The following is a 22,301-nucleotide window of genomic DNA, read 5'->3' on the forward strand; positions in this document are numbered from 1 at the left end:
CTTACCTACAGCATGGTGCTCAACATGCGCCGCGCGCTTTCCAGTTGCGGCAACAGGGAGGCAATGACCTGTTCATGCGAGTAGCGCGCGGTAGAGGCGACGATGCTCATTGACGATACGGTGCGGCCAGTGGCATCGCGCACCGGTACCGAGATGGAGCGCACGCCAAGTTCCAGCTCTTCATCGCATAAAGAATATCCCTGGCGGCGTACTTCTTCCAATACGCCCATCAGTTCATCGACATCGGTTTTGGTATGCGGCGTCAGTTGGAAACGGCGGCTGCGCTTGAGCAGGTTTTCTGCCTCTTCCGGTGGCAAGGCCGCCAGCAGCACGCGGCCGGTCGCTGCGCAAAAAGCCGGCAGGCGCGAACCCAGGCTCAGTCCATTGCTCAGGCTGCGCCGCGTGGCCGCGCGCGCCACAAACACCACCTCGGTATTGTCCAGCACCGCCAGTGAACTGGATTCGCGCGATCTTTCACTGAGCGCTTCCAGGATGGGCTGTACTATCTTCGACAACGGATTCGAGGTGACATAAGCGTGGCCCAGGCGCAATACGCGCGGCGCCAGCTTGAAATATTTTCCATCCCATTCCACATAGCCGAGACGCTGCAGCGTCAGCAGCGAACGACGCGCTGAAGCGCGTGTATGGCCGGTGATTTCTGCGGCTTCGCTCAGTGTCATCGCGCGGTTCTGTATACCGAAGGCTTCGATGATGGACAAACCTTTTTCCAACCCGGCGACGTACTCCTTTTCTTCGCTGGATCTTTGTTGCGGACTTTCACGCCCGTCTTCATTGCCCGTCATTGCTGCTCTCCGGTGTTCGCTTTGCGAACATTATATACAATTTTGTTGACGCTTAACGGAGCCGGAACTAACGTGGGCCAGACGCCGGAATACGCGCTTCAGAATGGTCTTTTCCTGAAACGAATAACTCCGCGTACATAAACTATAAGGAGACAGCAAGTGAAAATCGACTCAATAGGAGTCTCGGATATCATTGAAAAGAGAAAGGTTGGCGCCTTCCAGTACATGATCGTCGTTCTATGCGGCCTGGTATTGTTCATTGACGGTTTCGATACCCAGGCCATCAGCTACATCCTGCCTTTGCTGGCCAAAGACTGGCAGATCGCCCCCAAACTGCTTGGCCCCATTTTTTCATCGACGCTGGTCGGTCTGATGATAGGCTATCTCTTCGTTTCCCCCTTGTCGGACAAATACGGCCACAAACGCGTGATGGTGATCGCAACCTTGCTGTTCGGCGCGTTTACGGCGGGCACCGTGCTGGCTACCAACGTAACGGAATTGATGGCGCTCCGTTTCCTCACGGGTGTGGGCCTGGGCGCCGCCGCACCTAGCGCGGTGGCGTTGACCGGCGAATATGTGCCGCAACGCTTGCGCGCGACCTTTGTGCTGGCGATTTACTGCGGATTTTCACTGGGTTTCGTCGTCGCCGGCTTTGTCGCCGGAGAGCTGTTGCCGCGCTTCGGTTGGACCTCCCTGCTGTGGGCCGGCAGCATTCCTCCTATCCTGCTGGGCTTCGTGCTGATGGCGGTTCTGCCCGAATCGATCGCTTTCCTGGCCCGGCGCAAATCTCATTTTGCAAAGCTGGCCGCAATCGTGAGACGTCTGGATCCCACGCTGCATGTCGATAGCAATACGGTATTTACCGAAGCGCAGAATGACGGCAAGCGGGCAGCGATTACCGCGTTGTTTCAGATGGGCCGTACCGGCGGTACGCTGTTGCTGTGGCTAGTATTCTTCATCAACCTCGCCATTTTCTATTTCATGCAAAGCTGGCTGCCGACGATCCTGACCGGCCTTAAATACCCGATGGACACTATCGTCTGGCTAACGGCATTGCCGACGATAGGCGGCATCCTGGCAGCCTTCGTTGTCGGACCGGCGATGGACAGGATAGGCCCGTATGTGACTATCGGCGTGCTTTATCTGTGTGGCAGCGTATTCATGGCATTCACCGCAGCCAACTTCACGTCGTCGTTGCCGGTGCTGATGCTGGCGATTTTCCTGGCAGGATTTTGCGTCAGCGGCGGCCAGAAAAGCGTCATTGCGCTGGCGGCAGTGTTTTATCCGACGGAGATACGTTCCACCGGAGTCGGCTGGGCGCTGGGCATAGGCCGCCTGGGCGGTATTGCCGGCCCGTCGGTAGTGGGCTTGCTGATCGGCGCGCATTGGACGCCAACGGAGATTTTCTACGGCGGTGGGGTGATGATTTTTGTCGCCTGCCTTTGCGTGTTCGCAATGGGGCGTCTGTATGCCGGTAAAAACCACGGCGAAAAAAGTGAAAGCAGTGTGCCGGCCGGCCGCTTTGCGGATGCGCATTCCAAATAAAAAATCAAGACAGGGACACTACGATGAACGGTGCAGAAAGCCTCGTCAGGACCTTACTGGCAAACGAAGTGGATGTCTGCTTCAGCAATCCTGGCACTTCCGAAATGCATTTCCTTGCTGCGCTCGACAAGGTGGCAGGGATGCGCTGCGTGTTGACGCTGTTCGAAGGCGTCGCCACCGGCGCAGCAGATGGTTACTTTCGCATCAGGCAAAAGCCGGCCAGTACGCTGCTGCATCTGGCGCCGGGGCTGGCAAACGGCTTGTCCAACCTGCATAACGCGAAGAAGGCGCGTTCCGGCATCGTCAACATCGTCGGTGAACATGCCAGTTACCACCTGGGTTACGACGCGCCCCTTACCGGCGATATCGAAGGCGTGGCAAGGCCGATGTCGCACTGGGTGCGGACCTCGCGGGATTCTTATGCCGTCGCTGCCGACGGCGCGGCTGCGGTGGCCGTGGCACGGGATGCGCCGTACGGCATTGCGACACTGGTGCTGCCGGCCGACGCTTCCTGGGGGCCGGCGGAACAGGCTGCGGCTCCATGCGCGCCGGTTGCGGCGCAATCAGTGAGCGAGGATTCTCTGGGCGCTGCTGCAACTGCGTTGAGAGCCGGCTCCGCATCAGGCACGACCGTGATGTTATTGGGCGGGAACGCCTTGAGAGGGAAATCTCTCGAATATGCAGGCCGGATCGCTGCCAAAACCGGCTGCCGGCTGATGAGCGAAGGCCAGAACGCGCGGCTTGAGCGCGGCGCAGGACGCACGCTGCTGGATCGCCTGCCGTATGATGTAGACGGCGCATTGGCGGCGCTGAAAGGCGTTGCGCGGCTGGTGCTGGTGGGCGCAAAAACGCCGGTCGCTTTTTTTGCCTACCCCGACCAGCCCAGCCTGCTGGCGCCGCAGGAGTGCGAAATCATTTCCCTTGCGCAGGCAGAGCATGATATGGAAGCGATACTTGCGGCGCTGGCCGATGCGCTTGGCGTTTCCAGCGCAGATATTACGCGCGTTGCCGTGTTGCAGCGTCCAGCGCTACCGTCAGGCAAGGTGACATCGGAGGGAATTGCGGCCGTGCTGGGCGCATTAATACCCGAGCAGGCCATTGTCGTGGATGAATCCATTTCCATGGGACGAGGCTTCTTTCCCCCTACCAGCGGCGCGGCGCCGCATGACTGGATGAACAGCATGGGTGCCTCGCTGGGTTATGCAATGCCGGTTGCTGTCGGCGCCGCGATGGCGGCGCCTGGACGCAAGGTACTGGCATTGATAGGCGACGGTAGCGCGATGTACACACTGCAAGCCTTGTGGACAATGGCGCGTGAAGGGCTGGACGTGACCATTGTGATCCTGGCCAACCGTTCCTATAACATCTTGCGCAGCGAACTCAAAAAGGTCGGTCTCGCACAGCCAGGCAAGACCGCGCTCGACATGCTGTCGCTGGATAATCCGGCGCTGGACTGGGTGGCGTTGGCCAAGGGGCACGGCGTGCCTGCCGCCAGGGTGGATGAGCTGACCGCTTTTGCCAAGGAACTGGCACGCGGATTTGCCAGCGAAGGGCCTTACCTGATTGAGCTGGTGATCTGAGGCGCTAACTCTGAGTTTACAAGACAGCAGGTGTTGCAAAATAGATTTTTACTGGAGCAGAATTGAGCACTTCTACCAACTCCCACGTTGCAGCGCTGCAGGACAAGCAATTTCGCCATCTGATCGATGGCGGCCTGCAGGACAGCACTGATTCTTTTGACGTCATTAATCCGGCTACGGGCGAGGTATTTGCCAGATCGCCGGACGCCTCCCGCTCTCAGTTTGAAGAGGCGGTTACCGCAGCCCGGCGCGCATTCGTGGGGTGGAGCAAAGCCGGATTTTCTGAAAGGCGGCATCAGCTTGAACGGCTGGCCGATGCGATGCAGCAGCGGCAGGAAGAACTGGCGACGATGCTGACGCTGGAGCAGGGCAAGCCGCTGGCGGCTGCGCGCGCTGAGATCGCACGCGCCATCGGCATTATCCGGCAACTGGTAAAGATAGAAATCAAACCCGAGATACTGCGCGAAGACGCAGCCGGCAGGGCGGAGCTGCACTACAAGCCGCTGGGTGTGGTCGGCGGCATCACGCCGTGGAACGTGCCCATCGTGCTGGCAGCGCCGAAAATTACATCGGCACTCTATACCGGCAATACGATGGTGCTGAAGCCATCTCCGTATACGCCGCTGACGACGCTGCTGCTCGGCGAGATCGCCCGCGATATTTTCCCGCCCGGCGTATTGAATATTGTCGCCGGCGGCAATGCGCTGGGTCAGTGGATGACCGAACATCCGCTGATCGACAAGATCACTTTTACGGGCTCCATTGCCACTGGCAAGAGGGTGATGGCGTCTGCCGCCGTCAACATGAAGCGCGTGACACTGGAGCTGGGCGGCAACGACGCAGCGATCGTGCTGGGCGATGCCGATCCCAAGGAAATTGCAGGACGCCTGTTTGCTGCATCGTTTGCCAATTCCGGCCAGGTCTGCCAGTCCATCAAGCGCTTATATGTGCATGACGATATCTATGAGGAAATGCTGGTGGAGCTCGCCGCGATTGCGCGCAGCGTCAAGGTCGGCGACGGACTGGAAGACGACAGCGATTATGGCCCCCTGCAAAACAAGGCGCAGTACGACAAAGTGCTGGAACTGCTGGAGGATACCGCGCGCCAGCCCGGCGTGCGCATACTGGCCGGCGGCCATGCCCTTGGGCGGCCCGGCTATTTCATTGCGCCTACGGTCGTCGCCGGCATTGCAGAAGGCACGCGGCTGGTAGACGAAGAGCCGTTTGGCCCGGTGTTGCCGGTGCTGCGTTTTTCCGATGTGGAAGATGCGATCCGCCGCGCCAACGACAGTCGTTTCGGCCTGGGCGGATCGGTATGGACCAGGGATGTTGAAAAAGGCGCGGAAGTCGCTGCGAGGCTGGAAACCGGCGTCGCATGGGTTAACCACCACCTGGGTGTGGCGGCGGAATACCCGTTTGGCGGCGTCAAGGAGTCGGGAGTAGGGCGTGCCAACGGATTGATGGGGCTGCTCAGGAATATGGAAGCGCAGCTGATTGTCGTACCTCCCGCTGTTTGACTTGCACAACAGCAGCCTAAACCGCAGGCGAGTGGGCAGGTGAACCCGCGCCTGCTTTTATTCTGCCGAGTCTTTCACCATCTTTAAAATCTGTGCCTGCGCATTGACCAGCAGGCGCTCCGACATGGCCTTGTCGTTGACGGCACGTGCCAGGCTCATCGTCCCTACCAGCATTGCATAGATCGTCTCGGCTAGCTCACGCCGTTTGTCCGCTTCCCATTCTTCCGGCAAAGCGCTCGCAATCAAGTCTGCCATTTCATGTAATTGCTGTGTAAACATGTCTCGGATTTCTTCCGAGCTTTGCTTGATTTCGCCTGAGAGCGCAGAAGCTACGCAGCCTGTGCCGGGCTTATCTCTATGTGCAGGTGACAGATACTGTTCCACGAAGGCTTGCAGCGGACGGTCGCTGGAAGAGTCCATGATTTTTTCCACGGAGCGGAGCAGGCGCTGCATTCCAGCTTCCAGAGATTCGCGCACCAACGCGTCCTTGGATTTGAAATGGGAGTAAAAGCCGCCCTGGGTGAGACCGACGTCGGCCATCAGGCCGACCACGCCGGATGCGGCAATTCCATTGGACCGCAGCCTGGCTCCCGCCGAATCCAGTATTTTTTGCCTAATCTGCTCTTTATGGTCTTCTTTGTAACGCATAGTGTTTCCAAAAATTATTTTACGAATATTTTCGCGTATTTGCATTTTATATGATGACTTTAATATTATGATCGTAATATAATAAGCGGGCAAGCAGAAATTAGAGAAATTTCACCCGCCGGACAACTCACTTAAAGGACTATCATGAAACTTCAAGACACTACCGTACTCATCACTGGCGCCAATCGTGGCATAGGCGCAGCACTGGTCAAGGCATTCCAGCAAGCAGGCGTGCGCAAGATCTACGCTGCCGCGCGTAATCCCGCTTCCATTCATATCGAGGGCGTGACACCTATACAACTGGATGTTACCAATCCCGAACAGGTCGCTGCAGCGGCGGCACTCGCCGGCGACGTTACCCTGGTCATCAACAATGCCGGCATCTCGACGCCGACTGCAGGCTTGCTGGAAACCGACGCGCTGGCGGCAGCTCGTGCACAATTTGAAACCAATACTCTGGGCACCTTATCGGTGAGCGCCGCATTTGCGCCGGTGCTGAAGGCTAACGGCGGCGGCGGGCTGGTGAACATCTTGTCCGCACTGAGCTGGGTAGTGGTAGGCGGCTCGGGTGTGTATTCCGCTTCCAAGGCAGCCGCCTGGGCGATCACCAACGGTCTGCGCAACGATCTGCGCGCGCAGGGCACAACTGTACTGGGCGTGCATTTTGGCTATGTGGATACCGACATGACCAGCGGTGTCGATGCGCCCAAGTCGGATCCGAAAGACATTGCTGCCGCTATCCTTAAAGCCATAGAAAATGGCGACGAAGAGCTGCTGGCAGACGGTGTGGCGCAGCACGTGAAAAGCCAGCTGACTGCTGCGCGTGCAATCTACCTGGGCCAGCCAGCCTGAGTTGAGGTGTTGCTGCCATAGGCAGCGGAAATATCGATACTCCATGAAAAGCGGCCTTCCGGCCGCTTTTCCATTTTCGTGTCCTTGCTCGTGTTCTTGCTTCAACTCTTCGTTGCGCCCTTGTTTTTGTCCGGCAGCGCCCCTTGGCAAATTTCTCCTGAAGGCGGTGTCGCGCAAGCCTTCTTCCATTTTCGCGGTTGAAGGACGCGGCGGAATTGAATACACTGTGGCCGAGTGAGCGATAGAATTTTGACTTCAGGATAATGATGGATATCTGGCATTCCCCCGTGAGCCTTGTCAGGCTCAATGAAACCCATATCGGCACTGCGGTGTCGCACCTGGGTATAGAGTTCACCGGTTTCGGCGCCGACTGGCTTGCCGCACGCATGCCGGTTGACCAGCGTACCTTTCAACCCTTCGGCCTGCTGCATGGTGGCGCGTCCGTGCTGTTGGCGGAAACGCTGGGAAGCTGCGCCAGCAATCTGACATTGGACAACACGCGGTATTACTGCGTGGGCCAGGAAATCAATGCCAACCACCTCAAGTCGGTGCGCGACGGATACGTGAGTGGCCGTGCAACGCCTATTCATCGGGGGCGTACCAGCCATGTGTGGGAGATTCGCATATCGGATCAGAATGATAGTCTGACATGTATTTCGCGGATCACGATGGCGGTGCTGGAAAGGCGCTGACGCGCTGACGTCCATCGCGAAGTGGTCGGAATGCCAAGCTGTGCGCAAAGAAGACATTCTTTATATCCGCATTGCCTAAATTTTGTTACATTACCGTTGCCGTTGTGCAATCGGCTGTTTAAACGCCTGTGCGTTTATAGAGCCCTGCACGGCAAGCAGTCAACTTGAGTTCAAATCCGTTGGAACTCGTCTTGAAGATGCAATGAATGTTTCAAAAAACGCAAATCGGTTCGGCCCTGAGCCACAAACTGATTGAAGTCAATCTAAAAATTTCCGCCGTAACCTTGCTTGTTGCGACAGTGCTGCTCTGCGTTTTTCAATACGCCGCACTGCGTTCTGCATTCGTAGACGACGCGCTAAGACAGGCGGCGACGCTTGCAAACCAGAGCAGCCTGGCGGTGCAATTGCCGGACCGTAAAGCGACTCAGGAAATGCTGAATCAGTTCGGTATTTCCGGGTCGGTAGATGCCGCCGCAATCCTCGATTCACAAGGACACTCGTTGGCGGAGTATCGCGCGGAGTCGGCCGAAGCGTTTTCGCAAACGCTTGGTTTCACAACCGGCAGGGCTTACCGCTTCGGCTTGTCTCATCTCGACATAACGCAGTCCATCAATGCCGGTGCGGGCCATGCCCAGGTCGGTTTACTGGAAGTGCACCTGGGCTTGCGCCAGTTTTACCTGCGCCTGATGGTCTTTCTCGGCATCGTAGTTGGCGCGGTGTCCGCTGCCTTGCTGATAGCCCGCCTGCTGGTGGTGGACTTGAAGAAGGAGATACTGGAAATTGAAGCACATCTCCAGTTTCTCGCTCACACCGATGCAGTGACAGGGCTACCGAACAGGCATGCTTTTTCCTCGCGCCTGCAATCAGCAATTTCCACGGTCGAGGAAACCGGCGGTACCGCAGATGTACTGTTGCTGGATCTGGATAATTTCAAGATAGTCAATGACACACTCGGCCACCATCACGGAGACCAGTTGCTGAGCCTGGTTGCGCAGCGCCTGAGTTCGCTGCTGCGTGAAAACGATGTAGTGTGCCGCATCGGCGGCGACGAATTTGCAATCATCCTGGAAACCAGGGTGCGCAAGTCGGGAGGAGAACGCATTGCCGAAAAGGTTATTGCCTCATTTAAAGAACCTTTTATCGTCGACAAGCAAGAGATATATATCACTTGCAGCATAGGCATCAGCAGCTTTCCGGATGGCGGGCTCGACCGCACGAGCCTGACACGCAATGCCGACACCGCCATGTATCGGGCCAAGGCAAAGGGCAAAAATGCGTTTGAAAAATTCCATCCTGAAATGGATACGGCAATCAAGAAGCGCGCCAACATCGCATCCAACTTGCGCAAGGCGCTGGAGCGCGGGGAACTGGCGCTGTATTACCAGCCCAAGGTGAGCCTGGTGGATGACAAGGTCATCGGCTTTGAAGCGCTGCTGCGCTGGGATCATCCAGAGATGGGAGCGATCTCCCCGATTGAATTCATCCCAATTGCGGAAGAAAGCGGCCTTATCATTCCTATAGGGAGCTGGGTCATCGACACTGCTTGCCGCCAGGTGCGCGAATGGGAGGACGCAGGCTTTGACGATATCAAGGTTGCCGTCAACCTGTCGGCACGGCAGACCAAGAGCATTGCACTGATAGACGACGTGCTGAACGCCTTGCGCAAGTCCGGCCTGGAGCCGCGCCAGCTGGAACTGGAAATTACTGAATCCATGCTGATGGATAATATCCATGACAATATGGACCTGCTGGAAAACCTGCAGGCAGCGGGAATATTTTTGTCTATTGACGATTTCGGCACCGGCTATTCGTCAATGGCTTACCTGAAACGGCTGCCCATCGACCAGCTGAAGATCGACAAGGCGTTCATCAACGACATACCCGGCAACGGCGATGATGAGGCGATCGTTTCAGCGATCATCAGCATGGCGCACCGCCTGGGCCTCGCCGTTGTGGCTGAAGGTGCGGAAACGATAGAGCAGATCAACTTCCTGAAGGCTGCAGGCTGCGATGCCGTCCAGGGTTACTACATATCGAAGCCTATTCCGGCAAAAGATGTCACTGCCTTCCTGGCCCGGCGCAGGAGTGACCGGCAGTGCATGGAAAATTCCGGCCTTGAGCAGATTGTTCCCGTCCCCGTTACCTTACACGGCCTGGCTTAGCGCCGTGCACCGGCATTCGCCGGCCCTTCCAGCATAAGTACGATACCGAACAGTATTCTCTGCTACGGTGTTTTAATATCGTTGCAACAGTCAATGAAGAGTCGCTGGGCCTGCCGGGGAAGGGCATTTTTTCAGGGTGATCCGCGTTCCGTTTCGTCAAATTCCCCAATTGTGAGGGGAAAGTATGATACGTACGCTTCAACAAGATGCTACAGGCTTAGTCCTGTCGTATTCTGACGGAACTCACAGCGCCGGACTCAAGGGCGATGCAATAGAAATCGACCAGACACAGATGAGTGCGCGGCTGTTCATCAGCCTGGAATGCAATCTTGCCGAGATCAGGCGCGAGGATTTCTGGTGTTCCGAGGCCGCCGTTTTTCTGGATCAGCCTGCCTTGCTCCACTCCATCCAGGTGGACGATGCGCATGCGGACCGCGAGCTGCTATCCATCCATCACAAACATCCGTACTTGAAATGGACGCTGGAACTCCGCTTTCATCCCAAGGGTATCTTTGTTTATGGCGTGGCGCCTGCTCCGGCCCAGTCCAGGATGTCGTTCAAGGTAAACCGTTTCCTTACCAGCTCGCTACCGGAGAAGGGGAATGGCCGTGAAATTGCATGAAGCGAGCCGAGGATGAAAACTTTCCGTAAAAAAGATTTCCCCGTGGCCCAGGTCAGGCGTTATCTGGAGCCGGGTCCCATTGTGCTGCTCAGTTCGCACTGGAAGGACCGCAGCAATATCATGACGATGGGTTGGCACATGATGATGGAATTTTCTCCATCACTGTTCGGATGCATCATCGCGGAGGGAAACCACAGTTTCGAGATGATAAGGCGCAGCAAGGAATGCGTGATCAACCTGCCTACCACGGCACTGACTGACGAAGTGGTCGGCATAGGCAACTGCAGCGGCGCCGATGTGGATAAATTTGACATCTTCGGCCTCACTGCCTTGCCGGCCAACCAAGTCCAGGCGCCCCTGATCAAGGAATGCTATGCCAATTTCGAATGCCGGCTGTTCGATGCCAGCCGCATCAAGCGCTACAATCTCTTCATCTGGGAAATAGTAAAGGCGCATGTGGCCAGTTCGCCTGCCGTACCGGAAACCCTGCATTACATGGGAAACGGCGAATTCATGGTGGCTGGAGACACCATCAGCCGACGCAAGAAGTTCAAACCTGAGTATCTATAGGTTGCCTGTAATTTGTAGCCTGGACCTTAGCCTGGCCGTTAATGAAGCTGGTCGCGCACTAGTCCGATTGACGCCATCAGGTCATCCCAGGTTAGTGCCTCGGTTTCTATATCTCTTGTGACAAAGGCCACGCTCCTATGTTCAAGCGCCACGTGCGCGCCTGCGATGCAAAGCAGGCATGCACCGAGGTAAGCGGTAGAGTATTCATCCAACAGCCAGATGTTTTTCTTCAGATTGGAGATCGCAAGCTTGTAGTGCGTCTTTTCCCAGTATCCCAGCGAATATTCAAATTCACTTAATCCCCTGGTGATCAGATCGGCGATATCGATTCTGACCTCGTCGGTATTTTGATCTGGATTTTTGAGGCGGTCTGTCATTTCGAACAACTCGGCCTCCATCATTCTGTTCTCCTGTGGATGTCTGCAATGCAAATGCCGAACAGGCAGTGCATGAAACCATCTTAGGCGGATAACGAAAAAAGGGACGTAGGAGATTGCCGCGCGTCAACGGGTCCTTTTTGGCCGCTGCCACTATCGCGCAGGCTTGAAACCCATGGTTTTCATTGCAGCAGTGAGGCTTTGGGCCGAGTTTGCATAGTCGCTCCAGGGTTCATTGCCGGTATCCAGCCTTTTATGGACGGAATGCAAGGTCCAATGGTCTCCGCCCTTGATCTTTTCAAGTTCATCCCAGCGGATAGGGACGGAGATGCCCATGCCAGGTCGCGCACGGGCAGACCAGGCGCATACTGTGGTGGCGCCGAGGCCGTTGCGAAGGTAGTCGATAAATATCTTGCCCACGCGATTCTTCGGTCCGCTCTTGAGCACGAAGCGCGCCGGTATTGCCTTTGCCATGTGGGCAACAATCGCTTCGGAGAAGTCTTTTACGGTAGTCCAGTCATACCGCTTCTGGATGGGAACCACGATATGCAAGCCCTTGCCGCCACTGGTTTTGATGAAAGGATGCAGGCCGAGTTCATCCAAAAGCCCGCGCACCAATGCCGCTGCTTCCTGGATATCCTCCCATTGCACGCCTTCACCCGGATCCAGGTCAAAGACCATGCGGTCGGGCTTGCCGAAATTGCCGGCCAGCGCATTCATTGTGTGCACCTCCACCGTATTCCATTGCGCTGCATAGAGTAGGCCCTCCGGTTTTTCCACAGCCAGCAGACTGGGATGTGCGGGGAAGATGGCGCGGTCCAGCTGTTTTATGCCCGGCATTTTTCCAGTGTCGGCATGCTTCTGGAAAAACAGCTCGCCGCCGATGCCCGCAGGCGCGCGTACCAGCGCTATCGGCCTGTCCGCAAGATGCTCCATCATCAGCGGCGCCACCAGGCCGTAGTAGCGCACCAATTGCAGTTTGGTGGTGCCACTGGCCTTGTCGATGATACGCTCCGGATGCGTGACCTTGAAGGATTCCGGCAAGGTTTCCCTCGCATGCGTGGCTTCTGCCTTTGTTTTTTCTGAACCGGCTTTCCTGCTTTTCGGCGCCGTACCGTTTTTTTTCGGCTGCTTCGGAACTGCCTCCAGATGCCGGGGTTGTTCGCGTACGACCGAGTTCACCGCCTTATCGGCCCGCAAGCCCTGGAATACGGAGTGCCTTATATGGCCGGCGCTGGTCCATTCACCGAATGTCACCTCGGCAACCAGTTGCGGCTTTACCCAGTGTGATTTACGGCCTACGTCTGCCGTGTCGGGAAACGGTCTTTCATCGCTGCGGATGGCATCCAGTTGCACGCGCAGGTCGTTGAGGATTTTTTGATTGAAGCCGGTGCCGACATTGCCGGCATACTGCAGTATGCCGTCTTCATCATAAACGCCAAGCAGCAGCGAACCTATGCCGATGCGCGATCCTTGCGGGTCTGTAAAACCGCCGATGACGAATTCCTGCCGTTGCGAACATTTCAGCTTGATCCAGTCGTCGCTGCGGCGGGACACATACCGCGAATCGGCACGCTTGCCGATGACGCCCTCCAGTCCCATCTGGCAGGCTGCCGAGACAATTTCCGCCGCAGGATGATCAAACGTACCGCTAAAGCGGACCAGTTCGGACGGCGATCTTTGCAGTATCCGTTCCAACACCTGGCGCCTCTCCTGTAGCGGCACTTCGCGCAGGTCATGGTCGCTGCAGTAAGGCAGGTCGAATAGAAAGTAGGAAATTTCAGCGGTGGCATTATCGTCAAACGCTAGTTGCAGGGCGCCGAAATCCGGCTTGCCGTTTTCATTCAGCACGACAATTTCACCATCGTACCAGCCGTTGGGCAAATCCATTTCCAGCAATTCCTTATGCAGGCGTGGCATTTTTGCTGTCCAGTCGTTGCCGTTGCGGGTAAATAGCTTGATCTTTCCATGATCGACACGGCTCAAAATGCGGTAGCCGTCGAACTTCACTTCAAATGTCCAGCCGGAGGCGTCCGCAGGCGCATTGTCCACAAGGGTGGCCAGTTCTGGTTTCAGGCTTGCAGGCAAGGCAGCCTTTTTCGCTGCCGCCGGCGGTTTGGATGTGTTTATTGTTGTCCCTGATGCCTGGCCATCATTCCCATCATCGTGACCATTGTCGTCGTCTGCTGCGTGGTCCTCCGGCGCCATAGGGATTTCCGGCAAGCCCAGGCTTTTCACGCTATCCGGCTGTTCATCTACGACGCTGAATTCTTCTGCCGGCCGCGCATAGGCATCTTTTTCCTTGATCAGCAACCAGGCGTCCTGTTTGTCTCGGGTATTGCGCATTTTTACCAGCGCCCATTTGCCGCGCAGCTTATGTCCGAACAGTTCGAACTTCATGCTTCCGGCAGCATAAGCCTTGCCTGCATCGCCAATGGGGCGCCAAATGCCCTTGTCCCAGATGATGACCTTGCCGGCGCCATACTGCTTCGCCGGGATCGTGCCTTCGAAGGTATTGTAGGAAATGGGATGGTCCTCTACATGCACCGCCATGCGCTTGTCGCGCGGGTCAAAGCTGGGTCCCTTGGGCACGGCCCAGCTCTTCATCGTGCCTTGCAGTTCCAGCCGGAAGTCATAATGCAGGCGGCTGGCCCAATGTTTTTGAATGACGAAGCCAAGCGCCTCATCATTCCGCGTTCCGCCTTCGGCTGGCTCGGACGTAATGGAAAAATTGCGCTTTGACTTATATTTCGTTAAGGCATCCGGTTTTGCCATCGTATCCTCCGCCGCTGTTTGCTGCCATGAGCCGGTGCGCTTGCCCCGTTGCTGATTCCGCATGGAAAGCGAAAGGACATCAAGCGAGCAGAATGCGAATGCAAGCGGATACCAAGCGCACCTGTAAACTGTAATTAACAGATGCTAAGGGACGAAGGCAACCCCTGGCTATAGGACGTGGTCAATAGGCGTTGTCGGAGAAATGCTATGGCAGGAGGGAGCTCTTGAAATGGTTGACGACGGCAATCAAATTTCCGGCTGTTTGCCGGTGCTCTGTTGCAACTTGACGCTGGCATTCGCCCAGTTGGAAAGCGCTTGCAGATAGGCAAGGTAGACATCGTCCGCAGTGCGTTGCGCATTCAGCAGATCCAGCAGTGAAGCCGAACCTTTACGATAGCTCAGGCGAACGCCTGCCAGCATACTCTCCGCGTCTGCCAGCACATGTTGCTGATAGCTGTACAGGTTCTGGGTGGCGGCCTGGTATTGGACGTAGGTGCTGCGCACTTCCGCCTCGGCTTTCAGTCGTACGGAACGCATCTGCAATTGCGCCTGGGTCAGCGCGGATTGCGCCTGAACCAGCTCGCCGCTTTGCAGGCGCGACAAGGGGATGGGAATGGTGACGGTCAGCCCCAGCGAATTGGAGTGCTCCGCAGGCGTATTGCTTGGGTTGCCGGCAGCATCAAAGGCGGGGTATATTCTGGGCGTATTTTTTATTCCGACATTGATGACGGGATCGACCGAGCGGTTTGCCCGTGCCAGGCTGATATTGTCACCGGCGTTGGCTATGCCGGACTTTGCGAGTAGCACGTCCTCCCGGTTTTCCAGTGCTTTTTGCACCATGCCGTCAAGGCCGGCAGCCGTCTGTTCCTGCGTGTCCGGCCGATTTTGCTGAAATTGGCAATCGGGGCTGCTGCCCAATATCTGCTGGTAAGGTTGCCCTAAAAATACCGACAAAGCCGTCTGCGCAGCCGAGGCATCGGCGCGGGCGCTGACGACGTCGGTGCCGAAACGGTCTGCCTCCACCTTCGACTGCACCAGCTCCAGCTTGCCGATGTCGCCGGCCTTGAAGCGGATTTCATTGGCGCGCACGATATCGCGCATGGCGCCCAGGCTGGTTTCATGCCTTTGTAATGCTGCGGACGAGCGACAAGCTTCGATAAAGGCGGTGGCAGAATCTGCCAGCAACTGGCGCCTGAACGCGTCTGCCGTCGCATCGGCCAGGCGGACATTGCTTTCGGCGGCGCGGATGCGGGCGTCGCGCTTACCGGCCGTCTCTATGGTAAAAGCCAGCCCGGCAATGGTGGTGGTGCCGGCATTGGGTTTATTCGGACCGTACAGCTCTTTGGAGTCGATGCCTGCAGTGAATTGCGGATCCGGCCTGACGCCGGCGATAGACACGCCTGCCTGTGCGCTGACGACTGTTTCGCGCTGCTGCTGCAAGTCCAGGTTGTTCTGTTCCACCACGGACAGGTAGTGGCGGAAGCTGCCCTCGGTTCCGTTGCCCGCCTGAGTCTGCGACAGCGCGCAGGGTACTGCTCCTGCGAGCAGCAGAAGTGTGAACGTGAATCTGAGAGCCGCGCGTGGCGGTTGAAGTATAAGGTGGTGCATGATGTATTCCTAAATCTTCCCGGATGCAGCTGCGTCATTGCTACCACTGCTGTCATTGCTGCTCGCCGTAGCGGGTTTTTTATTTTCAAGATAGTGCTCGATCAGGTAGTACAGCGCCGGCAGCCATACCAGCGTCAGCCCGGTGGCCGTCAGCAGCCCGCCGACCACGACGGTTGCCAGCGGCCTTTGCACGTCGCTGCCCAGGCCGTGCGCAATGGCGGCCGGCAGCAAGCCCAGCGCGGCTACCGAGGCTGTCATCAGTACAGGCCGGAAGCGTTCACGCGCGCCGCGGATCACAACATCCTTTAGCGGCAGGCCCTCTTCTTGCCGTAGCCGGTTCAGGTTGGACACCATCAGAATGCCGTCCATCACCGCCACGCCGAACAGCGCGATAAAACCGACTGCGCTGGACACATTCAGTGTCATGCCGCGCAGATGCAGCGCCAGCAGGCCGCCGAGCGCGCCCAAGGGTACCGCCATCAATATCATGGCCGGCTGGCGCAGGTTCTTGAACTGGCCGAACAGCAGCACGAACATCAGCGCTACGACAACAGGCAGGATCACTGCCAGGCGTGCCTGTGCCCGCTGCTGGTTTTCGAACTGCCCACCCCAGGTAATCTGGAATTTGGAATGGTCGTACTTGACCCTGGATTCGACTTCGCGCTTGGCGTCGTCGAGGAAAGAGGCGAGGTCGCGGCCTTTCAGCCCCAGGCCCACGGTCAGGTGCCGTTTCCCCATCTCACGGGTGATCGTGCTTTCACCATCATCCAGCCGTATCGTTGCAACCTGCGCCAGCGGTATCTTGGCGCCGGTGGAGGAGGTGAGCGCGAGATTGCCGATCGCTTCGGGGTCGCTGCGGGATTCCTTGGTGAAGCGCACGCCTATGTCGTAATGGCGCTCATCGATGAATAGCTGTGCTATCGGCTTGCCGCCTATGCCGGTGCCGATCAGGTCAGCGATGTCGGCCACGTTGATGCCATAGCGCGCGGAAGCAGCGCGGTCCACCTCTATCCGGACTTGCGGCAATGGAGGTTCCTGTTCGATGATGACGTTCTCGGCGCCGGGTACCGCGTTGAGTGCATCTTCCACTTCCTTGGCAATGCGGCGTGATTCCTTGAAGTCATTGCCGTAGATTTTTGCGACCAGGTCGCTGTGCGCGCCGGCCAGCTTGTCCAGCACACCGTCTATCATCGGCTGGGTAAAACCGACATGGATGCCAGGCAGCTGAGTAAAGCGCTGGCCCATTTTTTCTATCAGCTCCTGTTTGCTCCAGCCGGATTTCCAGGTATCGTAGGGATGCAGCGTGACGCTGACTTCGATATGCGACGGCGTCCACGGATCGGTGCCCTCGTCATTGCGCCCCAGTTGCGTGACGATGGCAGCCACCTCCGGGAACTCCATGGTCGCGCGCCGCAACTCATTGGACATGCTGGCGGCTTTTTCCAGTGACACACCGGGCGGCAAGGTCACCTGCAGCCAGATGGAGCCTTCATCCAGCGTCGGCAGGAAATCCCGGCCTATAGTGGCGCCCATGCCGGCAACCGCCGCGACCGCGAACAGGAAGGCGCAAATGGTCAGCCTGGAGGAGTTGACGGCTCCCGATAATATTGGATGGTAGAGCGACGCCAGTTTGGCCAATGCAGGGTTATGAAACACCTTGCGCGGCTTTTTATATGCCTGGAACGCCAGGCCGGGAATCAGCACCAGCGACACCACCATTGCGCCCAGCAGCGCAAAACCGATCGCAAAGGCCATGGGCGAGAATAATTTATATTCGATGCGCTGAAACATGAACAGCGGCAGGTAGGCAGTAATAATGATGACCATGCCGAAGAAGATGGGCTTGCTGACCTGCAGCGTAGCGCGCATCACATCTTGTGGCGTCAATGCCTTGCCGCCGTCTTCTTCAAATTTCCTTAATATCTGCTCCATCACGACAATGGCGCCATCCACCACGATACCGAAGTCGATGGAGCCCAGTGACAGCAGATTGGCGGGAATCTTAAAGTGGTGCATGAAGATGAAGGCCGTCAGCAGGGACATCGGTATTGTCACCGCCACGATCAGCGCCGCGCGCGGGCTGCCGAGGAAGAGCAGCAGCACGACGGTTACCAGGAACATGCCCTCCAGCAGTGTCTTGCCTACTGTGTGCAGTGTCGCTTCCACCAGCATCGTGCGGTCCAGATAGGGAACGACTTTCACATCCTTGGGCAGGATGTTGTCGTTCAGGTCGCGCACCGCTTCGTGCACGCCTTCCAATACCTGTGATGGGTTTTGCCCCTTCAGCAGCAGTGTGATGCCCTCCACCGCGTCCGGGTTGTCGTTCTTGCCCAGGATACCGCTGCGCTCCTGGTTGCCCAGTTTGACGTCGCCCAGGTCTTTCACCAGCACCGGCACACCGTTCTTTTGCGTGACGACGATATTGCCCAGGTCATCCAGGCCGCTGATCAGGCCTACGCCGCGTACAACGAAGCCTTGCTGGCCGCGTGTCAGGATGCTGCCGCCCGCGCTGGCATTGTTGGCGTTGACCGCCTGGGTGACCTGCGCCAGCGTCAGGTTGTATTTGGTCAGCTTGTCAGGATCGAACTCCAGCAGGAATTGCGTGGTGATGCCGCCGAAATTGGTGACATCGGCCACCCCGGCCACCTGTTTCAGGCGTGGAATGACCTTCCAGAACTGCAGTTCCGACAATTCCCTCAGGTCGCGGCTTTTGGATTCCAGCGTGTAGCGGTAGATCTCGCCTATGGGCGAGGTCAGGGGGTCCAGGCCGGGCTGGGCACCGTAAGGCAGCGACACCGCACCGATACGCTCTTGCAGGCGCTGGCGCGACCAGTAATCCTCTATGCCGTCCTGGAAGACTACTGTGATCAGCGAAAGGCCAAATGTGCTTTTTGAGCGCATTACGTGCATGCCGGGCGTGCCCATCAGTTCGCGTTCCAGCGGAATGGTAATCTGCTTTTCCACTTCTTCCGCCGCCAGGCCGGGTACCTGGGTCACCACCTGTGATGTGGTATCGGCAATATCAGGATAGGCTTCCAGCGGCAATTGCTTCCAGCAATAAACGCCGTATAGCGCCACCAGCGCGAATACCAGCCATACGATGCCACGGCGGGCAAAGCTGACTTTGACGATATTTTCAATCATTGAGAAGCACTCCGTCTTTCGCAACGATCTTTTCGCCAGCCTTCAGGCCGGACACTATCTCCACATTGCCGCCTGCCTGGGCACCGGTCTTGACGATGCGCGCTTCATATACCCAGGGAGATTTTTCAACGAAAACGCGGGTATTGAAGCCATTTTGCACCAGCGCCGCTGCAGGAACGGATGGGGCAGGGTGGGCCTGGCCGCTAAAGATAACCTTGGCGAACATGCCTGGCTTGAAACGGCCAGCGGGGTTGTCGATGGCGATGCGGACTTTAATGGTGCGGGTGTCAGGGTCCAGCACATCGCCGATGAAGCGTACCGTGCCATCGAAACTCTCGCCGTCAAAGGCATTGAGCGTGATTTTCGCGGCCTGGCCAACGAACACCAGCGGCAAATCTTTTTCCTGGATGCTCGCGGCCAGCCATACCGTGGACAGGTCGGCCACCGTCATCAGCGGCGCATTGGTATCGTTCCAGAAGCCCCCCTGCGCGCCGGTCAGTTCGATGACCTTGCCGGATAGGGGTGAGCGCAGCTGATAAGTACGGCCCGATCCCGAGCCCAGCGAAGCGCCTAGCTGCGACAGCCGGGATTTTGCCCGGTCGGCTTCATTGACTGCCTGCGCATAGTCGCTCTCCGCCTGCTCCAAATCCTTGCGGGCGGCAATGCCGGCATCGACCAGGTCTGTCTGCCTTTGGAGGTTGCGCTTTGTCAGGTTCAGTGTGGCTTGCGATTTACCCGCGTCGCTGTAGGCGCTGGCCAGGTCTGCCGAATCCAGCGAGAACAGCACATCCCCCGCCTTGACGGTATCGCCCAGGCGTTTGTTTAACTGGACCACGCGGCCTGCAACCGGTGGTACGACCTTGATCATCCGTGCAGCATCGGCTTCTATGGTGCCGGGCACAGTGATGGAGCGCTCTATGGATTGCTCGGTAACGGCGGCAATCGAAATGGATTTGCGCAATGGAGACGAGGCCGGCAGGCGAATGGCGGAGCCTTCCCTGATCAATGGTGCCGCGGACGCCTCTGCATCCACTGCCTCGGATTTTTTATCCTCTTTGCTGCCACAGCCGTACAGCAGGCCGGCGCAAAGCGTGCCGGCGATGGCAAGAAGCAGGATGTGTCGTTGCGTGTGTATATTCTTGTTTTTCATTTCAGGCCCGGGGCAGGTGTGCGCTTTCGCAGAATCGGATTGCGCGGCGATCATCAATTTTCTCGAAGATAGCTTTTTTTTCTGTCTGGGACATGACAGCAAGCTGACAACAAGCTGACAAGCGGCGGAAACACGATAATTCGACAGAAAACCCAGGCTTAAAGGGTAAAATAATGTAAATCGACATATCACGCCGCGCTTGCGGCCACAGCCTATGCATGTCTTACTGGTGGAAGACGATTCCGTTATCGCTGACGGCATCATGCGCAACCTGAAAGCGCAGGGCATGCCGGTTGACGTCGTCAATAACGGGATAGATGCGATCGCCGCGCTGCAACGCTCGGAAATTTCGGTGATGGTGCTCGATATCGGCCTGCCCGGCATGGATGGCTTCGAGGTCATCCGCCGCCTGCGCAGCCAGAACAAGCAATTGCCCATCCTGCTGCTGACCGCGCGCGACTCCATCCAGGACAGGGTGCATGGTCTGGAGCTGGGCGCGGATGATTACCTGGTAAAGCCTTTTGCAACACCCGAGCTGGTAGCCCGCATCAAGGCGCTGGTAAGACGGAGTTCGCCGGAGGTCGTAAAGCTGCAACTGGCGGGACTGTCGCTGGACCAGACCTCCAAGCGCGCGAAGGTGAACGACCAGGCAATAGAGCTGTCTGTGCGCGAATGGGCGGTGCTTGAGTATCTGATGCAGCAGGCATCGCGGGTCGTATCGAAGCAGCAGATCATCGACGCGATCCTGCCGTGGGGCGAAGACATCACGCTCAATGCGGTTGAAGTGTACGTATCCCGCATACGGATAAAAATTGCGGATGCCGGCATCAGCATCCGGACCATCCGCGGCTTTGGCTACATGCTGGAAAAAATCGATACATGAATTCCAGCATACGCCTCAGCCTGCTGAAATGGCTGATCATGCCGCTGCTGATCATCAATATCCTCGGTGCGGTGGTAATTTACCGGCTGGCGTGGGAACCTGCCAATGCCGCGTTCGACCAGGGCCTGACCGATACTGCCTGGGCGATCGTGCCGCGCCTCAGGCAGCTGGACGGCGATATTTCCATCGACCTGCCGCCACAGGCGGAGCAGGTACTGCGCGTCGGCCATTTCGACCCTATCTATTTTGTCGTGCGCGATGCGGGCGGCAAGACACTGGCCGGCGATGCGGATTTTCCGGTGCTCGGAACCTCCGACAAGCTGGATGACCCGAATGCCTACAATGGCAGCATGCGCAACGGCAGCATACGCGTCATTACCCTCAAGACGATGGTGGGCTCCGATCCTGTACTGATCGGTGTCGCGGAGACTCAGCGCAGGCGCAATGAGATACGCTCGGAAATTTTCGCCGCATTGCTGCTGCTGGAGGGGCTGCTCGCGCTGATGTCGATGGTGATCGTGTGGCTGGCGGTATCGAAAGGCCTGCTACCGCTGAAAAAAATGCAGTCCGACCTGGATTCCCGCAGCTATAACGATCTGTCGCTGATCGATGCCGACCATATTGCGGTGGAACTTCGCCCCGTCGTCAATGCGCTCAACGACCTGCTGACCAAGGTGCAGGTTGGCGCTGCGAGCCAAAGGGATTTCGTCGCCAACGTGGCCCATCAGCTGCGCACGCCGCTGGCCGGCCTGAAAATGCAGATAGAGTGGCTGCAGCAGCGTTATGCGACCGAGCCTGAAACCAGCCATTCCTTCAAGCTAATGATGTCGTCCACCGAAAGGCTGATCCGCCACACGAACCAGTTCCTGTCGCTGGCGCGTGCCGAGCCCAGCCAGTTTGAGCAGGGGCAACTGGAAAAGGTTGAACTCAACAAGCTGGTGGAGGAATCCATCCAGCATTTCATTGAAGAAGCCGATAAAAAGCATATCGACCTGGGTTTTGAACTTTACCCCAGCAGGATTATGGGCAACCCCTTCCTGCTGCGCGACCTGATCGATAACCTGATTGACAATGCTGTCCGGTATTCACCGCCAAATGGGGCAATCACTGTCAGTTGCCGGCAGCAGGGAGCCGATGTCACGCTGACCGTAGAAGATTCCGGCCCTGGAATTGCTGAATCACAACAGGAACTGATCTTCAACCGCTTCTATCGCATCAGCGATACGACGACAGGAAGCGGGCTGGGCCTTTCCATCGTGCGTGACATTGCAAAGGACCATGGCGCCGAGATCCGGCTTTCTTCAGGCCTGAATGGGCAGGGAACAGTATTCTGCGTTCATTTCGAGGCTTGCTCAGACTCACCGCCATAGCGC

General features: G+C 57.3%; 17 protein-coding genes. 10 read left to right on the forward strand and 7 right to left on the reverse strand.

Features of this window, described 5'->3' with window-relative positions; all coding sequences use genetic code 11:
* Positions 1-5: 5 nt before the first annotated feature.
* Complete coding sequence (locus ACO0LO_RS26645; protein WP_422969153.1) at positions 6-803, reverse strand: IclR family transcriptional regulator domain-containing protein; 798 nt, start codon at positions 801-803, stop codon at positions 6-8.
* 159 nt (positions 804-962) lie between these two features.
* On the opposite strand from ACO0LO_RS26645, the gene ACO0LO_RS26650 reads away from it, so the two are divergent.
* The 3 genes from ACO0LO_RS26650 to ACO0LO_RS26660 all read left to right on the forward strand — a co-directional run bounded on the left by ACO0LO_RS26650 (position 963) and on the right by ACO0LO_RS26660 (position 5,445).
* Positions 963-2,348 (forward strand): MFS transporter, encoded by a 1,386-nt coding sequence (locus tag ACO0LO_RS26650; RefSeq protein ID WP_422969155.1) that lies wholly within the window; start codon positions 963-965, stop codon positions 2,346-2,348.
* A gap of 23 nt (positions 2,349-2,371) precedes the next feature.
* The gene (locus tag ACO0LO_RS26655) at positions 2,372-3,928 is read left to right on the forward strand and encodes an acetolactate synthase large subunit (RefSeq protein ID WP_422969157.1); all 1,557 of its coding nucleotides are present in this window, start codon (positions 2,372-2,374) and stop codon (positions 3,926-3,928) included.
* A gap of 62 nt (positions 3,929-3,990) precedes the next feature.
* Positions 3,991-5,445 (forward strand): aldehyde dehydrogenase family protein, encoded by a 1,455-nt coding sequence (locus ACO0LO_RS26660; RefSeq protein WP_422969159.1) that lies wholly within the window; start codon positions 3,991-3,993, stop codon positions 5,443-5,445.
* A gap of 57 nt (positions 5,446-5,502) precedes the next feature.
* Here the strand turns inward: ACO0LO_RS26660 and ACO0LO_RS26665 are convergent, their stop codons facing one another.
* Positions 5,503-6,093, reverse strand: coding sequence for a TetR/AcrR family transcriptional regulator (locus tag ACO0LO_RS26665; RefSeq protein WP_422969161.1), 591 nt, complete (start codon positions 6,091-6,093; stop codon positions 5,503-5,505).
* 144 nt (positions 6,094-6,237) lie between these two features.
* Between ACO0LO_RS26665 and ACO0LO_RS26670 the strand changes: the two genes are divergently transcribed.
* The 5 genes from ACO0LO_RS26670 (at position 6,238) to ACO0LO_RS26690 (ending at position 10,991) form a co-directional block, all read left to right on the forward strand.
* Complete coding sequence (locus ACO0LO_RS26670; protein ID WP_422969163.1) at positions 6,238-6,945, forward strand: SDR family oxidoreductase; 708 nt, start codon at positions 6,238-6,240, stop codon at positions 6,943-6,945.
* A gap of 263 nt (positions 6,946-7,208) precedes the next feature.
* Positions 7,209-7,637, forward strand: coding sequence for a hotdog fold thioesterase (locus ACO0LO_RS26675; RefSeq protein WP_422969165.1), 429 nt, complete (start codon positions 7,209-7,211; stop codon positions 7,635-7,637).
* Between the two features lie 206 nt (positions 7,638-7,843).
* Positions 7,844-9,799: a putative bifunctional diguanylate cyclase/phosphodiesterase gene (locus ACO0LO_RS26680; protein ID WP_422969167.1), complete on the forward strand. Its 1,956-nt coding sequence runs from the start codon at positions 7,844-7,846 to the stop codon at positions 9,797-9,799.
* A 184-nt stretch (positions 9,800-9,983) separates the two neighbouring features.
* Complete coding sequence (locus tag ACO0LO_RS26685; protein ID WP_422969169.1) at positions 9,984-10,421, forward strand: hypothetical protein; 438 nt, start codon at positions 9,984-9,986, stop codon at positions 10,419-10,421.
* A 12-nt stretch (positions 10,422-10,433) separates the two neighbouring features.
* Positions 10,434-10,991, forward strand: coding sequence for a flavin reductase family protein (locus ACO0LO_RS26690; RefSeq protein ID WP_422969171.1), 558 nt, complete (start codon positions 10,434-10,436; stop codon positions 10,989-10,991).
* A 38-nt stretch (positions 10,992-11,029) separates the two neighbouring features.
* Here ACO0LO_RS26690 and ACO0LO_RS26695 read toward each other — a convergent pair whose 3' ends face one another.
* The 5 genes from ACO0LO_RS26695 to ACO0LO_RS26715 all read right to left on the reverse strand — a co-directional run bounded on the left by ACO0LO_RS26695 (position 11,030) and on the right by ACO0LO_RS26715 (position 20,045).
* Positions 11,030-11,392, reverse strand: coding sequence for a hypothetical protein (locus ACO0LO_RS26695; protein WP_422969173.1), 363 nt, complete (start codon positions 11,390-11,392; stop codon positions 11,030-11,032).
* Between the two features lie 129 nt (positions 11,393-11,521).
* Positions 11,522-14,143, reverse strand: a complete 2,622-nt coding sequence (ligD, locus tag ACO0LO_RS26700; RefSeq protein ID WP_422969176.1) for a DNA ligase D — start codon at positions 14,141-14,143, stop codon at positions 11,522-11,524.
* 246 nt (positions 14,144-14,389) lie between these two features.
* On the reverse strand, positions 14,390-15,751 hold the full coding sequence (locus ACO0LO_RS26705; RefSeq protein WP_422969178.1) for a TolC family protein: 1,362 nt from the start codon (positions 15,749-15,751) through the stop codon (positions 14,390-14,392).
* A 9-nt stretch (positions 15,752-15,760) separates the two neighbouring features.
* On the reverse strand, positions 15,761-18,895 hold the full coding sequence (locus tag ACO0LO_RS26710; RefSeq protein WP_422969180.1) for an efflux RND transporter permease subunit: 3,135 nt from the start codon (positions 18,893-18,895) through the stop codon (positions 15,761-15,763).
* The gene (locus tag ACO0LO_RS26715; RefSeq protein WP_422969182.1) at positions 18,888-20,045 is read right to left on the reverse strand and encodes an efflux RND transporter periplasmic adaptor subunit; all 1,158 of its coding nucleotides are present in this window, start codon (positions 20,043-20,045) and stop codon (positions 18,888-18,890) included. Before ACO0LO_RS26715 ends, ACO0LO_RS26710 begins: the two co-directional genes overlap by 8 nt.
* Positions 20,046-20,259: 214 nt before the next feature.
* Between ACO0LO_RS26715 and ACO0LO_RS26720 the strand changes: the two genes are divergently transcribed.
* Together ACO0LO_RS26720 and ACO0LO_RS26725 are read left to right on the forward strand one after the other, a co-directional pair.
* Positions 20,260-20,928 carry a response regulator transcription factor gene (locus tag ACO0LO_RS26720; RefSeq protein WP_422969184.1) on the forward strand — a complete coding sequence of 223 codons (669 nt, stop codon included), beginning with the start codon at positions 20,260-20,262 and terminating at the stop codon, positions 20,926-20,928.
* Entirely contained in the window at positions 20,925-22,298 is a 1,374-nt protein-coding gene (locus tag ACO0LO_RS26725; RefSeq protein WP_422969186.1) for a sensor histidine kinase, read from the forward strand. The genes ACO0LO_RS26720 and ACO0LO_RS26725 overlap by 4 nt, the downstream gene beginning before the upstream one ends.
* Positions 22,299-22,301: the final 3 nt, after the last annotated feature.

It is taken from the genome of Undibacterium sp. TJN25, from assembly GCF_049339885.1.
Lineage (GTDB): Bacteria > Pseudomonadota > Gammaproteobacteria > Burkholderiales > Burkholderiaceae_D > Undibacterium.